Below are 15,442 nucleotides of genomic sequence, written 5' to 3' on the forward strand. Positions count from 1 at the left end.
CTGGGCACCATGGAACTCACCGCCTCCCGCGCCCAGGTCAGCCTCGAAGAACTCACCAACCACATGGCCGGCGGCGCCGAACTCGCAGCCCTCAAACACGAGCTGTCCCAGGTCCGCGGCGTCGACGTGGAAGAGCTCCCGGAGGCCAAGGACCTCACCACACCCGTGGCGGCGCCCCCCGACGCAACCGGTTGACGTCGGCCGCGGTGGAGGCGGTGGCGGTCCGGAGTGGGGTGCCGTTGTGAAGCCCGCACCCCACTCCTGGCGACAGCTATTGACATGACATTCGGACTTGGGTCATCGTACGGGAACTAGAGCGCGCTAGTAGAGCGCGACAGAGCATTCTCCGGACAAGCCGGTCGAGCCGTCGGAGCGAAGGGAAACGAGAGCGATGCCGTTCGAAGTGCTGACCATGGGCCGTGTGGGGGTGGATGTGTATCCGCTCCAGACGGGGGTGGGGCTGGCGGAGGTCGCCTCGTTCGGCAAGTACCTGGGTGGCAGTCCGACGAATGTGGCGGTGGCCGCGGCCCGGTACGGGCGTTCGGCGGCCGTGATCACCAAGACGGGGCGGGACCCGTTCGGTGAGTTCGTGCGGCAGGCGCTGGAGGGTTACGGCGTCGACGCGCGGTTCGTGGGGGCGTCGGGGATCGCACCGACGCCGGTGACCTTCTGTGAGATCTTCCCGCCGGACGACTTCCCGCTGTACTTCTACCGGCTGCCGAAGGCTCCCGACCTGGACATTCAGGCGGCTGAGCTGGACCTGGACGCGGTGCGCGACGCGCGGATCTTCTGGGTCACGGGCACGGGCCTGAGCGAGGAGCCGAGCCGTTCGGCGACGCTGGCGGCGCTGGCGCACCGGGCGGGGGCGGGGGCGGGGGCGACGGTGTTCGACCTGGACTGGCGGCCGATGTTCTGGACTGATCCGTCCCGGGCGCGCGCGTTCTACGCGGAGGCTCTGCGGCACACCACGGTGGCGGTGGGCAATCTCGACGAGTGCGAGGTGGCCACCGGCGAGCGTGAGCCGTATGCGGCGGCGAAGGCGCTGCTGGCGGCGGGGGTGGAGCTGGCGGTGGTGAAGCAGGGGCCGAAGGGTGTGCTGGCGGTGGGCCGGGACGGTTCGGCCGCCGAGATCCCGCCGGTGCCGGTGGACGTCGTCAACGGGCTGGGGGCGGGTGACGCGTTCGGCGGGGCGTTGTGTCACGGGCTGCTGTCGGGGTGGGACACCCGGCGGATCGTCTCCTTCGCCAATGCCGCCGGCGCGATCGTCGCGGGCCGGCTGGCCTGCTCCGAGGCGATGCCGAGCGAGGCCGAGGTCGAGGCCAAGCTCCACGAAGCGGCTCTGGCGGCCTCCTCCCCCACCGCCCCCGCCCCCGCCCGCGCTTCCTCTTCCGCTTCCTCCTCTTCTTCTTCCTTCGAACGAAAGGCGTGACGCCGTGCTGTCGGACAACGTGAGCCGGATCGTGGCCGCCCGGGTGAACGATCCCGGCGCCATCGCGGCAGCCGCCGCACGCCGGGTCAAGGCCACCTCGCTGCGGGGCGAACACGGCAGGGCCATGATCATCGCCGCCGACCATCCCGCACGCGGCGCCAATGGCGTCGGGGGCGATCCGAATGCCATGGCCGACCGCTTCGAGCTGATCGACCGGCTGTGCACGGCTCTGGAGCGGCCGGGTGTCACGGGCGTGCTGGCCACCGCCGACATCCTGGAGGACCTGCTGCTCCTCGGCGTCCTGGACGGCAAGAGCGTCTTCGGCTCGATGAACCGGGCGGGGCTCGCGGGCTCGGTCTTCGAGATCGACGACCGGTTCACCGGCTACGACGCCGCCACGATCGCGGCGATGGGCTTCGACGGCGGCAAGATGCTCACCCGCATCGCGCTGGAGGACCCGGCCACGCCGTCCGTCCTGGAGAACACCGCTCGGGCGGTGGACGAACTGAACGACCGTCAACTCATCGCCATGGTCGAGCCGTTCCTCTCCTCCTGGCAGGACGGCAAGATCCGTAACGACCTCTCCACGGACGCCGTGGTCAAGTCGGTCACCATCGCCTCCGGGCTGGGCCGGCGGACCGCCTACACCTGGCTGAAGCTCCCGGTCGTGGACGGCATGGAGCGTGTGCTGGCCGCATCCACCCTGCCCGCGCTGCTGCTGGGCGGCGAGGTCAGGGACGCCGACGCGGCGTTCGCGTCATGGGGCAAGGCCCTCAAGCAGCCCACCGCGCAGGGCCTGGTCGTCGGCCGCTCCCTGCTCTACCCCTCGAACGGCGATGTGGCCGGTGCGGTGGACAAGGCGGTGAGCCTGCTGTGAGCGACACGAGCAAGTACCACCTGCCCAAGGGCGCGTCGGCCGACGGCCCCTACGACCTCCTGGTCACGCCCGAGTCGGCGGGCTGGGGATACTCCGGCCTCAGGATCCTGACCCTGAAGCCGGGCGAGGCACACGCCCTGTCCACCCATGACGAGGAGTTCCTGGTCCTGCCGCTGACGGGCTCCTGCACCGTCACCACGGACGGCAGCACCTTCGAACTCAAGGGCCGGACAGGCGTGTTCGCCTCGGCCACCGACTTCGCCTATCTTCCGCGCGAGTCGGAGGCCCTGATCAGCAGCGCACAGGGAGGTCTGTTCGCGCTGCCCTCCGCCCGTACCGAACGGAGCTCACTCTCCGCTCGGTACGGGCGCAAGGAGGACGTGCCGGTGGAGCTGCGGGGTGCGGGAGCGTGTTCCCGGCAGGTCAACAACTACTGCCTGCCGGGAACGTTCGAGGCCGGGCAACTGCTGGTGTGCGAGGTGCTCACGCCGGGCGGGAACTGGTCGTCGTATCCCCCGCACAAGCATGACGAGGCCCGCACCGATGCGCACGGCAATCCGGTCGAGAGCGAGCTGGAGGAGATCTACTACTTCCAGGTCGCCGGGGACGGCAACGGGTTCGGCTACCAGCGGGTCTACGGCACCGCGGACCGGCCGATCGATGTGCTGGCGGAGGTCCGCTCGGGGGACGCCGTGCTGATCCCGCACGGCTGGCACGGGCCGTCGATCGCCGCGCCCGGCTACGACCTCTACTACCTCAACGTCATGGCGGGTCCGGGTCAGGACCGCGCCTGGCTGATCTGCGACGACCCCGCCCACGGGTGGGTCCGCGCCACATGGGACGCGCAGGACATCGATGACCGGCTGCCGTTCGGGGCCGAGGAGAACGAGTGATGGAAACGATCAGGCTCACCACCGCCCAGGCGCTCGTGCGGTTCCTGGCCTGCCAGTACAGCGAGCGCGACGGGCAGGAACAGCGCCTCATCCCCGGCGTGTGGGGCATCTTCGGCCACGGCAACGTCGCCGGCATCGGACAGGCCCTCCTCCAGGCCGCCACCACCGGCGAAGCCGACCTGCCCTACTACCTGGCCCGCAACGAGCAGGGCATGGTCCATGCCTCCGTCGCCTACGCCAAGATGCGCGACCGGCTGGCCACCTTCGCCTGCACCGCCTCCACCGGCCCCGGCTCCACCAACATGATCACCGGTGCGGCGCTGGCCACCACCAACCGGATCCCGGTTCTCCTGCTGCCGTCCGACATGTTCGCCACCCGCGTGGCCGATCCCGTCCTGCAGCAACTGGAGGACACCCGGGGCGGCGACGTCACCGTCAACGACACCTTCCGTGCCGTCTCCAAGTACTTCGACCGCATCTCCCGGCCCGAGCAGCTCATCGCGGCCGCGCCGGCGGCGATGCGGGTCCTCACCGACCCGGTCGAAACGGGCGCGGTCACCCTCGCGCTGCCGCAGGACGTGCAGGCCGAGGCCTACGACTGGCCGGTGGCGTTCTTCCGGCGGCGGGTGTGGCACGTGGGCCGCCCGGTCCCGGAACCGCAAGCCGTGGAGCGGGCCGCGCATCTGCTGCGGAACGCGAGGAAGCCGCTGATCGTGGCGGGCGGTGGGACGGTGTACTCGGGCGCGGAGACGGCCCTGCGCGCGTTCGCCGAGGCCACCGGCATCCCCGTCGCCGACACCCACGCCGGCAAGGGCGCCGTGCCCTGGGACCACCCCTGCGCGGTCGGCGGCATCGGCTCGACGGGGGCGTATGCCGCCAACGAGCTGGCCCGGGACGCGGACGTCGTCCTCGGCATCGGCACCCGCTACTCCGACTTCACGACCGCCAGCCACACCGTCTTCGCCAACCCCGACGTCACCTTCGTCAACCTCAACGTCGCCCGCCTGGACGCCGTCAAGCACTCGGCGGAGCCGTTGGTCGCGGACGCCCGGCTCGGCATCCAGGCCCTGGCCGGAGCACTGAGCGACTGGGAGGTCTCAGCGCAGTACCGCACACGGACCCGTGAACTCATCGTCCGGACACGGGAGATCGAGGAGGAGTGCTTCGCCCCGGACCGCAACACGGGCGACCTGCCTGCCCAGACACAGATCCTCGGCGCGCTCAACGACGTCCTCGACGACCGCGCCGTAGTCATCAACGCGGCCGGATCCATGCCCGGCGACCTCCAACAGCTCTGGCGGGCCCGCGACCCCAAGGCCTACCACGTCGAGTACGCCTACTCCTGCATGGGCTACGAGGTCGCCGCCGGCGTCGGAGCCAAGATGGCCGACCCGACGCGCGAGGTCGTCGTCCTGGTCGGCGACGGCTCGTATCTGATGATGGCGCAGGAGATCGTGACCATGGTCTCCGAAGGCCTGAAGGTCGTCATCGTCCTCGTCCAGAACCACGGCTTCGCCTCCATCGGCGCCCTGTCGGAGTCCCTCGGCTCGCAGAGGTTCGGCACCAACTACCGCTACCGAGACGGCGATTCAGGCCTCCTCGACGGCGAAGTGCTGCCGGTCGATCTCGCCGCCAATGCGTCTTCGCTGGGTGCGGACGTCCTGCACGCGACGTCGGTGGAGGAGTTTCGCAGCGCGATCGAGAAGGCCAAGGCAGCCACCCGCACCACCGTCGTCCACGTCGAGACCGACCTCTACGGACCCAACCCGCCCGGCCACGGCTGGTGGGACGTCCCGGTCAGCCAGACCTCCCACCTCGACACCACCCGCGACGCCTACGACACCTACACCGCCCACAAGCAGAACCAGCGCCACTACCTCTGACAAGGAACCCTCACGTGACCACCATCCCCCACTGGATCAACGGCGCACCGGTCTCCGGTGCCGCCACCGACACCCAGCCGGTGTTCAACCCGGCCACCGGCGCCGAGCAGGCCCGGGTCGTCCTGGGCGGCTCGGCCGACGTGGACAGCGCCGTCCAGGCTGCCGCCGCCGCGTTCGAGACCTGGTCGGAGTCCTCCCTCACCCAGCGCACCCAGGTCATGTTCGCCTTCCGTCAACTCCTCGTCGAACACGAGGAGGAACTCGGCCGGATCATCTCCGCCGAGCACGGCAAGACCGTCGACGACGCCCGCGGCGAGATCACCCGCGGACGCGAGGTCGTCGAGTACGCCTGCGGCCTCGGCGACGTGCTGAAGGGTTCCTTCTCCGACCAGGTCTCCCGCGGTGTGGACGTGCACAACTTCCGCCGGCCGCTGGGTGTGGTGGCGGGCATCACGCCCTTCAACTTCCCCGCCATGGTGCCCCTGTGGATGCACCCCATCGCCATCGCCACCGGCAACACCTTCATCCTGAAGCCGTCCGAACGCGACCCCTCCGCCGCCAACTTCGTCGCCGAGCTGTACCAGCGCGCCGGACTTCCCGACGGCGTCTTCAACGTCGTCCACGGCGGCAAGAGCGCCGTCGACGCGATCCTCACCCACCCCGGCATCGAAGCCGTCTCCTTCGTCGGGTCCACGCCCATCGCCAAGTACGTCCACGAGCAGGCCACCGCCCACGGCAAACGCGTCCAGGCCCTCGGCGGCGCCAAGAACCACGCCGTCGTCCTCCCGGACGCGGACCTGGAGTTCGCCGCCAACCACATCACCGCCGGCGCCTACGGCTCCGCCGGCGAACGCTGCATGGCGGTGTCGGTGGCGGTCGCCGTGGGTGACGCCGCCGACGGCCTCGTCGAGGTGCTGGAGCGCAAGGCACGCGAGATCAAGGTCGGCCCCGGCGACGCCCCCGGCACCGACATGGGCCCCCTGGTCACCAAGGCCGCGCAGGAACGTGTCGAGAACGCCGTCGGCACCGCCCACGCACAGGGCGCCACCCTCGTCGTCGACGGCCGCGGCCTGAAGATCGACGGCCACGAAGAAGGGTTCTTCACCGGCCCCACCCTCCTGGACCACGTCACCACCACCATGGACGCCTACTCCGAAGAGCTCTTCGGCCCCGTCCTCGCCGTCCTCCGCGTCGAAACCCTCGACGAGGCGATCACCCTCATCAACGCCAACCCCTACGGCAACGGCACCGCCCTCTTCACCGCCTCCGGCGAAGCCGCACGCCGCTTCCAGCGCAACATCCACATCGGCATGATCGGCATCAACGTCCCCGTCCCCGTGCCGATGTCCTACTACTCCTTCGGCGGCTGGAAGGACTCCCTCATCGGCGACTCCCCCATTCACGGCCCCGAAGGCATCCGCTTCTACACCCGCCCCAAGGTCGTCACCACCCGCTGGCCCCAGCCCGCCCACCACCACATCCCCACCGGCTTCAACTTCCCCACCTCCACCTGACGGTCCGCCCAATTCGGGTCCGTCGTCGGTGTGTTGTGGCAGTATCGGCTGGCATGTCACCGTTACCCGTGTGGTCGCCCATGCCCGGTCGTCGTCTGTTCGTCGTACTGCTCGTGCTGCTCATGGCGGTCGGCGCCGGAGTGGGCGATGCCGGCGCGGCGGCCAGGTCGGGGGTGTCCGGGGCCGCGGCGACGCCCGATCACGCCCGCTACGACGTGGTTCTGCGCTCCGAGGCCGACGGCAGCCACTGGAGCGGACGGCAGCGGGTGTCGTTCCGTAACGCGTCCGACCGGCCGCTGCGTGAGGTGTACCTACGGCTGTGGGGCAATGGCGAGGACGGGTGCGGCACGCCCGACACGCCTGCCCGCGTCATCGTGTCGCGAGTAGGCGGCGGCGCGCCGGGCTCGCTCACCGTGGATTGCACGGCCCTGCGCGTCGCCCTGCCGAAGCCGCTCGCGCACGGCGAGCGCACGTCGGTCGCCTTCGACGTCTCCATCACCGTGCCCGACCGCAATGCCCGCTTCGGCCGCGAGGGCGCCTACCGCTTCCTCGGCAACGCGCTGCCGGTGCTCGCCGTGCACGACGCGAAGGGGTGGCACCTCGACCCGTACGTGGCGGTCGGTGAGAGCTTCTACGCCCTGACGAGCGACTTCCGGGTCCGTCTCGATCACCCGTCGGCCCTGAAGGTGCCCGCGACCGGTCGTACCCGGACCCTGCCCGGCCGGCCCGGCCGCACGGTCACCCTCAGCGTCGCGGACCGGGTGCGCGACTTCGCATGGGCCGCGGGCCCTTTCCGCACGGCGACGCAGACCACGCCCGGGGGCGTGCGCGTGAAGTCGTACTGGGCGTCCGACACCCCGGCCGCGGGCGTGCGTATCAACCGCGCGGACGCCGTCGCCGCGATCGACCGGTTCGGCCGGGAGTTCGGCCGCTACCCGTACGGCGAGATCGACCTCGTGATGACCCACCAGTTCGGCGGCGGCATGGAGTACCCCGGTCTCGTCCTGCTCGGCACGACCGAAGAGGGCGGCGCCGTCGTCCACGAAGTGGCGCACCAGTGGTGGTACGGCATCGTCGGCAACGACGAGTACACCTCACCGTGGCTGGACGAGAGCTTCGCCCAGTACGCCAACGCCCGCTTCTACGGCTGGGACACCCGCGACTGCTGGTCGGACGTCTACTGGCCCGACGACAGCACCGCGCTGCTGACCTCCTCGATGGCCTACTGGTCGCAGCACCGCGGCGAATACCACCTCGTCTACACCGCCGGCCCCTGCGCCCTGGCCGACCTGGAGCGCACCCTCGGCGCCGACAGCATGGCACGACTCCTCAAGCGGTACGCCCAGGACCACTGGTACGGCGTCTCCACCACCGCCGACTTCAAGGAGGCCGCCCAGTCCATGACCGGCCAGGACCTCGGCCCCTTCTGGGAGACCCACCACATCCGGTGAACGAATACGGCGTTCCGGCTCTGGGGGGCCAGACTCCGTAAGACGGCCCCTCCACCGCGCCGACACGACGCTCGGCGCCGACATCGGCGTCCGCACACGTGACCCGTGCGACATGAGCATCGATACTGCCGAGAGCAGGATCCCTCGACACGCCACGCCCAAACCGACGTCTCGTCGCCAGGTCGGGATGAAGACAGCACGTAGCCAGCACGTAGACAGCATCCAGCCAGCACGAAGGCAGCATCAGTACCGCCGCAGCCCGTCCCCGAGCGCCGTCACCCGCCCAGACCGATAATTGACCAAGCCCAATGTGACCTGCACATACAGAGGTCATGAGCCGATCCGTCAATCTCATCAGGAGGTATCCGTGAGGATGCTGATCAACGTTCCGGAGACCGTGGTCGCGGACGCGCTGCGCGGAATGGCGGCCGCTCACCCAGAGCTGACCGTCGACGTCGAGAACCGGGTGATCGTGCGGCGGGACGCTCCGGCGGCCGGGAAGGTGGCGCTGGTGTCCGGCGGCGGCTCGGGGCACGAGCCGCTGCACGGCGGCTTCGTCGGACCCGGGATGCTCTCCGCGGCCTGCCCCGGCGAGGTGTTCACGTCGCCGGTGCCGGACCAGATGGTGCGGGCGGCGGCAGCCGTGAACAGCGGGGCGGGTGTGCTGTTCATCGTCAAGAACTACACCGGCGACGTGCTCAACTTCGACATGGCGGCCGAGTTGGCCGAGGACGAGGGCATCCAGATCGCGAAGGTGCTGGTCAATGACGACGTGGCCGTCACCGACAGTCTCTACACGGCCGGGCGGCGCGGTACGGGCGCGACGCTGTTCGTCGAGAAGATCGCGGGGGCCGCGGCCGAGGAGGGGCAGCCGCTGGAGCGGGTCGAGGCGCTCGCCCGGCAGGTGAACGAGAACTCCCGCAGCTTCGGCGTGGCGCTCAGCGCGTGCACGACACCGGCCAAGGGCGGCCCGACCTTCGACCTGCCGGACGGCGAGCTGGAGCTGGGCGTCGGCATCCACGGGGAGCCCGGCCGGGAACGGCGGGCGATGATGACGTCCGGGGAGATCGCCGACTTCGCGATCCACGCGATCCTGGAGGACATGACACCCCGCAACCCCGTCCTTGTGCTGGTCAACGGCATGGGCGCGACGCCGCTGCTGGAGCTGTACGGGTTCAACGCCGAGGTGCAGCGCGTGCTGGCGCAGCGGGGGGTGACCGTCGCCCATACGCTCGTCGGCAACTACGTGACGTCCCTCGACATGGCGGGCGTCTCGGTGACCCTGTGCCAGATCGACGAGGAGCTGCTGCGGCTGTGGAACGCGCCGGTGAGGACTCCCGGGCTGCGCTGGGGTGTCTGAGCCAGGGGCAGGCGCTGCGACCGTACCGACCACGCAAGGAGATCCAGTGCTAGACGCCGACTTCTTCCGCCATTGGATGACGGCGACCGCCGCGGCCGTCGACCGCGAGGCGGACCGGCTCACGGCCCTCGACTCGCCCATCGGGGACGCCGATCACGGCAGCAACATGCGGCGCGGCTTCACCGCGCTGACCGCGGCGCTGGAGCAGGAGGCGCCCCGGACTCCGGGCGCCGTCCTGGTCCTCGCCGGACGCCAACTGATCTCCACGGTGGGCGGGGCCTCGGGGCCGCTGTACGGCACGCTGCTGCGCCGGACGGGGAAGGCGCTCGGGGACGCGGCCGAGGTGGACGAGGCGCAGTTCACCGCGGCGCTGCGGGTGGGCGTGGACGCCGTGATGCAGCTCGGCGGCGCCGCGCCCGGCGACAAGACCATGATCGATGCGCTGGTGCCGGCCGTGGAGGCCCTCTCCGACGGCTTCCGCGCCGCCCGGACCGCCGCCGAACAGGGCGCAAAGGCGACGACACCGCTGCAGGCCCGCAAGGGCCGGGCCAGCTACCTCGGCGAACGCAGCATCGGCCACCAGGATCCGGGCGCCACCTCGGCGGCGCTGCTCATCGCCGCCCTAGTCGAAGCCGACGGTGCGGGGAGTGAGGCGCGGTGAGCGACGAGAAACTGGTCGGCATCGTCCTGGTGTCGCACAGCGCCGAGGTGGCCGCGGCCGTGGCCGAGCTGGCACGGCGGCTGGCGGGCGGCGGCGCGGCCGTGCCGGTCGCCGCGGCGGGCGGTACGGAGCGCGGCGAGCTGGGCACGAGCGCCGAGCTGATCACCGCTGCTGCCGCCGCTGTGGACCGGGGGGCCGGGGTCGCGCTCCTCGCCGACCTCGGCAGCGCCGTCCTCACGGTCAAGGCGCTGATCGCGGAGGGCGACGAACTCCCCGACACAGCCCGCCTGGTGGACGCCCCGTTCGTCGAGGGCGCGGTGGCCGCGGTGGTGACGGCGGCGACGGGAGCCGACCTCGACGCGGTGGCAGCGGCCGCCGCGGAGGCCTACACCTACCGGAAGGTGTGACCCGGGTTCAGGTGGGTCCCCTCGGCTCGAGCGACGTCGTTCCACATCGAGACGGACTTACCTGAGCCCCTCCGACGCCACCTCGAGGGCCGAGCGGACGGCCTCCGCCAGCTCGGCCCGTGTCGTCGCCGGGTCCGTGGCGTCGTCGTCGACGTGCCACGCGTGGTGTTCCACGGCGGCGCGCAGGGCCGCGTTGAACATCGCCGCCTGGATGGCCGGCCGGAAATCTGCGGCCGGCAGCCCGGCCCGGTCGGCGAGGGCCCGGGCGAACACCGGCTCGGCCTCGTCGTAGGTCTGGAGCCAGACCGCGCGCAGGCCCGGCTCGGTGCGGGTCAGCCGTACCAGCGCCCCGACGGTGGCGGGGTCGGGGCCCACGACGAGGCGCTGTTCGCTTTCCATCCCGGCGAAGGCGTCTCCCAGGGGGCGGCCTGGGCTCCACTCCCTCAGACAGATGGCGATCGAGTCGATGCCCGCCGTGAGCAGCGGGCGTACACAGCTCTCCTTGCTCGGGAAGTACCGCCAGACCGTGCGCGCGGAGACGCCGACGGCCTGGCCGATCTGCTCCCCGGTGGTCGCGGCGACGCCCTGGCCCACGAACAGGTCCACCGCGGCCTGGGCGATCTCCAATCGGATCTCCGCCTTGCGCTGCTCCGTCAGGGGCGGCCGGCCTGTGCGTCCACCGGATGCGGTCATGCGGCAGTCCTCCGGTCTCTCCGGTCTCGGTCACCCTCCACAGAAATTCCGTGTGCCCGAATTCTTCACCATGACTTTATGTCACTCGCAGACATTAAGTCGTAGGGTGGCGCCACAGCACTCCGGGGACGCCCCCCACCCCGCATTTCGCAGACCTAGCTAGGAGCACCACATGGCCACTGGACTGGAAGGCCGCAGCGTCGTCGTCACCGGAGCGGGCTCGGGCATCGGGCGCGCCACAGCCCTGGCCTTCGCCGCGGAGGGGGCGCGGGTCCTGATCGCCGACCTCAACGCCGAGGGCGCGCAGGCCGTCGTCAAGGAGATCGAGCAGGCGGGCGGCGCGGCCGTCGCCGTCACCGGCGACCTCAGCGAGCAGAGCGTCGTGGACGAGGTGGCCGCCACCGCCGTGGAGCGGTTCGGCGGGATCGACGTGCTGGTGAACAACGCGGGGATCATGGACCGTATGTCCGCGCTCGCGGACGTGAGCGACGCGGAGTGGGAGCGCGTCATCCGGGTCAACCTCACCGCCCCGTTCCTGCTCACCCGCGCGGTGCTGCCGCACATGCTGGCCGCCGGCCGGGGCGCGATCGTCAGCACCGCCTCCGAGGCCGGTCTGCGGGGCAGCGCGGCGGGCGCGGCGTACACCGCGTCGAAGCACGGCGTGGTGGGGCTGACGAAGTCCCTCGCGGTGATGTACCGGGGCAGGGGCATCCGCGCGAACGCGATCGCGCCGGGCGGCACGAAGACGGCGATCGCCGTGGAGGCCGAGCAGGGCGCCCACGGTCCGACAACGCTCGGACCGCACTTCGTCAACCTCGGCCGCCTGGCGGAGCCGGAGGAGCAGGCCGCCGCGATCGTGTTCCTCGCCTCGGACGCGGCCAGCAACATCAACGGCGTGATCCTGCCCGTGGACGACGGTTGGGCGGCGGTCTGACGGTCTCGGGCCTGAGGCCTCAGGCCTGAGACCTGAGGACTGACAGCAGCGGGCGACCGCCTTCGCGCCGCCCCCTTCGCTTACGCGCTCCCGTCGTCAGCGAACTCGGCGTCCAGGCCCTCATGCTCCCCTGAATGCTCCTGACCCCTCGGGGTCACAGGGGCCTCAGGGGTCTGAGGGGTCTGCGGGGTCTGAGGGGTCTGAGGGGTCTGAGGGGTCTGAGGGGTCTGCGGGGTTTCCGAAACCTCCGAGCCCTCCTGAGCCTCGCCGTCCGCCGACGCCTCCGACTCCTGCGACTTCGCCAACTCCTTCTGGGCGCCCGCCCCTTGGGCGGTCGCCGCACCGGTCGGCGGCGCCCCCGCCGCGCTTCGCGCCGCAGCCGCCCACTCCAGGCTTTCCGACCCCTCCGTCTGTTCCTGAGGCTGCGTCGGCGTCCCCTCGTTCACGGCCGCCCCCCGCACGAACAGTCGCGCCAGCCGCTCCCCCACGGCCACCGCGGACGCGTGGCTCTCGATGGGGGTCGCCAGGGAGTTCTTGAAAACGATGTACGTGACGCCGGAAGGTGTGCCGCCGCCGCGGGGGTCGGGCCGGATGCCGAGCGCCTTGGCGGTGGCGTACGACGCCTCGCCGATGATCTCGCGTGGTCCCGTGTCGCCGACGACCGCGTACTGCACCCGGTCCCGGTAGACGACGGCCGCGACGGATCCCCCGCGCACGCCGTGGTCCCGGTGGTTCCAGATGTCGCTCACCCCCGGCACGACGATGTAGGGCAGCGTCTCGGCGCTCAGATAGCGGCCGTCGGACTGCTGGTAGGCCGTGGTGTCGGAGAACAGGGGGTCGGTGCCGCTGTTGCACTGCGTGCCCGGGCGGCCGTCGCAGTCGATGTCCATGTCGGCCGTCCAGAACACCGCCTCGTCGGTGCCGCACACCGGGATCGTGGCGGGCGTGTCCTCGTCGGTGCGGTAGCGGCCGCGGGAGACGGGAGTGCAGTCGCGGACCCGGTTCAGCAGGTCGGCGGCGCGGACGGCGCCTTCCTGCCGGAGCACCGGTGGTCCGGCAGCACCCGGGGACGGGCGCGCGGCGGCGGTGGGGGTGGTCGGGGCCAGCAGGGCAAGGCCGGCCGCGGCCAGGGTCAGCGACTGGGCGCGCACGATACGGGACCCTCTCGTAGGACATTGACGGACACTCGGAACAATCTGGTACCGACCGCATCACGAGGCCACTTCGAGGGGGCCGTACGGTGCACGGCCGACGGCGCACGGCTGATCACGCACGGCGTGCGGCGCGGCGTACGGGTACCGCGTGCGGGTGCTGCGTGCGGGTGCTGCGTGCCGGTGCGGTTTCTGACGGGCCGACAGTGGTAGGGAGCGGGCAACAGGGGCCGGGGGCCCGGGCGCCGTCTCGACCCCAGGCCCCCGGCCACTTCGCCGGCGCGGGATCTGCGACGACAGCGGTCCGCGCCACCGGCATGAACTCATCAGCCCTCAGGGAGAGTTCAGCCGTAAGGAACTTCAGCATACGTAACCTCCGGAAGCGGTCACCAACGGCGTCCCGTACGGAGGCTCCCGCCCTCTTGATGCGCTCGCGCCGCCACGCCATATTGGTCCGGACCATTGCCGCCGTGCCGGGCCGGGAGGCGAAGCCGTGCGACGCGTTGTGCTGTGGGTGGTGGGGTGCGGGCTGGTGGCGGCCCTGTCGTGCGGGTGCGCGGGCAGTGGAGGTGACGACGGACGGGCGCCCGGTGCTCCGACGGGGGTCACCGCGCAGGCCGGGAGCGCGACGAGTGTGCACGTCATGTGGAACGCGGTCGTCGCGAACCCCGCGATCAGCGGGTACGAGGTGTACCGGGGCCGCACGAAGGTCGGGGACGTGCCCGGCTCCGCGCACATGCTGGACGTCGTCCGCCTCACACCGTCCACCGCATACGTCTTCACCGTGCGGGCCCGCGACGCCGAGGGGCGGCTCGGTCCGGCCGGCCGGGAGGCGCGCGCCACGACCCCGGCGTCCGCCGCGGCGGACCGCTCGGCCCCGACCCGGCCCGGAGCGGTGACGGGCCGGGTCGCCGGGAGCCGGGCCGTCCAGCTGTCCTGGACAGCGTCCACGGACGACCGGAAGGTGGTGTCCTACGACGTCTACCAGGGCGGCACGAAGATCCACAGTGTCGGCGGGGCCCAGACGGCGACGGTTGTCACGGGGCTGCGGCCGGGCACGCGCTACGCGTTCACCGTCCGGGCGCGGGACGCGGCCGACAACGTCTCGGCCGCCGGTCCACCCGTGCGCCTCACCACCGCGCCGGGCGATGACGAGGGGGCGGACACCGCGCCGGCCGGCTTCCGGGCGAGCACCCGTCTCGCCGCCGGCGCGTACTACATCGACCTGTCCTGGACGTCGCCCCGCGTGGACGGTGTGGTGACGGAGTACCAGATCCTGCTCGACGGGCAGCCGGCCACCTCGCTGGTGTGGGGCGGCACCCCGCCGCGCGGGAAGGCCACGTACAGCTTCTACGCGGGGCGAAAGGCGGGGATCGGTCACCGGGTACGGCTGCGGGCGCGGCTGCCGGACGGCACATGGGGCGCGTTCTCGACGGAGCGGACGGTGACGACGGGCGAGCCCCGCTGACCGCTCGGCGCATGGGCCGTCCGAAGGAATCCGTCACCTGCCCGGGGGCGGTCCGGATGCGGGGCGGGCCCGGGGCCCGTTGGCTGCCTCTGAGGCAGCACGGGCGTACCCGACCCTAGGCGGCGCAAGGGATGTACCGCCAACCGTGCCGCCGCCGGAGGACATCCGATGCGCGTTTCCCGCTTTCTCGCCCGCTCAGGACTGACCGTGGCAGCCGCAGCCGCGCTCCCCCTCGCCCTGGCCCCCGGGCCGGCCTTCGCCCGGGTTTCGGGCATCTCCGTCAGTACGACCGGCTCCACGGTCTCGGTGGTGACCAGCGCCTGCACCCAGCTCAACGGGAGCTGGGGCACGGCCGCGCTGCTCAGCAGCAGCCAGGGGAGCTTCGCCCAGGGGCGTCAGGTGGCGCTGTCCGGGACGACGGCAAGCCAGTCCGCCGCCTGGTCCGGCGTCTCGCCGGGCACGTACACCGTCGTCGTCATGTGCTCCAGCGGCATCACCGCGGGCACCCAGTCCGTGATCGTCTCGGCCCCGTCCGCCCCGACGATCTCCGCGACCTCCTCGCCCTCGCGCGGGGTCATGGGCGGCCTCGGCGGCGCGGCCCGCGACTACGGTCCCGTCACCATGGGGGTGGGCGGCGCGCTGGTGGGCGGCGGCGTCATCGCGGTGGCCTGGTTCCTGCGCCGCCGCTCGAAGCCCTACCGGCTCTAGCCCCAGCGGCTCC

13 protein-coding genes and 2 pseudogenes are annotated in these 15,442 nt (G+C 71.6%); 13 read left to right on the forward strand and 2 right to left on the reverse strand.

Features of this window, described 5'->3' with window-relative positions; all coding sequences use genetic code 11:
- From ACZ5SK_RS41900 to ACZ5SK_RS41945, 10 genes and pseudogenes are all read left to right on the forward strand, one after another.
- Positions 1–195 (forward strand): annotated as a pseudogene (locus ACZ5SK_RS41900) (sugar ABC transporter ATP-binding protein); the annotation flags it as partial.
- 196 nt (positions 196–391) lie between these two features.
- Positions 392–1,429: a 5-dehydro-2-deoxygluconokinase gene (gene iolC / locus ACZ5SK_RS41905; RefSeq protein ID WP_457495782.1), complete on the forward strand. Its 1,038-nt coding sequence runs from the start codon at positions 392–394 to the stop codon at positions 1,427–1,429.
- 4 nt (positions 1,430–1,433) lie between these two features.
- Complete coding sequence (locus tag ACZ5SK_RS41910) at positions 1,434–2,306, forward strand: Cgl0159 family (beta/alpha)8-fold protein (protein ID WP_457495783.1); 873 nt, start codon at positions 1,434–1,436, stop codon at positions 2,304–2,306.
- On the forward strand, positions 2,303–3,199 hold the full coding sequence (gene iolB, locus ACZ5SK_RS41915; RefSeq protein WP_361709109.1) for a 5-deoxy-glucuronate isomerase: 897 nt from the start codon (positions 2,303–2,305) through the stop codon (positions 3,197–3,199). Before ACZ5SK_RS41910 ends, iolB begins: the two co-directional genes overlap by 4 nt.
- Positions 3,199–5,082, forward strand: coding sequence for a 3D-(3,5/4)-trihydroxycyclohexane-1,2-dione acylhydrolase (decyclizing) (iolD, locus tag ACZ5SK_RS41920; RefSeq protein WP_334582462.1), 1,884 nt, complete (start codon positions 3,199–3,201; stop codon positions 5,080–5,082). The genes iolB and iolD overlap by 1 nt, the downstream gene beginning before the upstream one ends.
- A gap of 14 nt (positions 5,083–5,096) precedes the next feature.
- Positions 5,097–6,596, forward strand: a complete 1,500-nt coding sequence (locus ACZ5SK_RS41925; protein ID WP_334582463.1) for a CoA-acylating methylmalonate-semialdehyde dehydrogenase — start codon at positions 5,097–5,099, stop codon at positions 6,594–6,596.
- Positions 6,597–6,649: 53 nt separating this feature from the next.
- Positions 6,650–8,047, forward strand: a complete 1,398-nt coding sequence (locus ACZ5SK_RS41930; RefSeq protein WP_468577580.1) for a M1 family metallopeptidase — start codon at positions 6,650–6,652, stop codon at positions 8,045–8,047.
- A 367-nt stretch (positions 8,048–8,414) separates the two neighbouring features.
- Positions 8,415–9,407 (forward strand): dihydroxyacetone kinase subunit DhaK, encoded by a 993-nt coding sequence (gene dhaK / locus ACZ5SK_RS41935; RefSeq protein ID WP_468577582.1) that lies wholly within the window; start codon positions 8,415–8,417, stop codon positions 9,405–9,407.
- Positions 9,408–9,453: 46 nt separating this feature from the next.
- A complete protein-coding gene (dhaL, locus tag ACZ5SK_RS41940) occupies positions 9,454–10,068 on the forward strand; it encodes a dihydroxyacetone kinase subunit DhaL (protein WP_334582466.1) in 615 nt (204 codons plus the stop codon).
- Positions 10,065–10,475, forward strand: a complete 411-nt coding sequence (locus ACZ5SK_RS41945) for a PTS sugar transporter subunit IIA domain-containing protein (protein ID WP_334582467.1) — start codon at positions 10,065–10,067, stop codon at positions 10,473–10,475. The genes dhaL and ACZ5SK_RS41945 overlap by 4 nt, the downstream gene beginning before the upstream one ends.
- A 57-nt stretch (positions 10,476–10,532) precedes the next feature.
- Here ACZ5SK_RS41945 and ACZ5SK_RS41950 read toward each other — a convergent pair whose 3' ends face one another.
- The gene (locus ACZ5SK_RS41950; protein WP_334582468.1) at positions 10,533–11,168 is read right to left on the reverse strand and encodes a TetR/AcrR family transcriptional regulator; all 636 of its coding nucleotides are present in this window, start codon (positions 11,166–11,168) and stop codon (positions 10,533–10,535) included.
- Between the two features lie 172 nt (positions 11,169–11,340).
- Here ACZ5SK_RS41950 and ACZ5SK_RS41955 point away from each other — a divergent pair, with 172 nt between their 5' ends.
- Positions 11,341–12,102 (forward strand): SDR family NAD(P)-dependent oxidoreductase, encoded by a 762-nt coding sequence (locus ACZ5SK_RS41955; protein ID WP_334582469.1) that lies wholly within the window; start codon positions 11,341–11,343, stop codon positions 12,100–12,102.
- 446 nt (positions 12,103–12,548) lie between these two features.
- Here the strand turns inward: ACZ5SK_RS41955 and ACZ5SK_RS41960 are convergent.
- A pseudogene (locus tag ACZ5SK_RS41960) lies at positions 12,549–13,253 on the reverse strand (glycoside hydrolase family 75 protein); the annotation flags it as partial.
- 493 nt (positions 13,254–13,746) lie between these two features.
- On the opposite strand from ACZ5SK_RS41960, the gene ACZ5SK_RS41965 reads away from it, so the two are divergent.
- Both ACZ5SK_RS41965 and ACZ5SK_RS41970 read left to right on the forward strand, forming a co-directional pair.
- Positions 13,747–14,721 carry a fibronectin type III domain-containing protein gene (locus ACZ5SK_RS41965; protein WP_334582470.1) on the forward strand — a complete coding sequence of 325 codons (975 nt, stop codon included), beginning with the start codon at positions 13,747–13,749 and terminating at the stop codon, positions 14,719–14,721.
- A 168-nt stretch (positions 14,722–14,889) separates the two neighbouring features.
- Entirely contained in the window at positions 14,890–15,429 is a 540-nt protein-coding gene (locus tag ACZ5SK_RS41970) for a hypothetical protein (RefSeq protein WP_334582471.1), read from the forward strand.
- The last annotated feature ends 13 nt before the right edge of the window (positions 15,430–15,442 follow it).

Source organism: Streptomyces sp. NPDC031474, assembly GCF_055581185.1.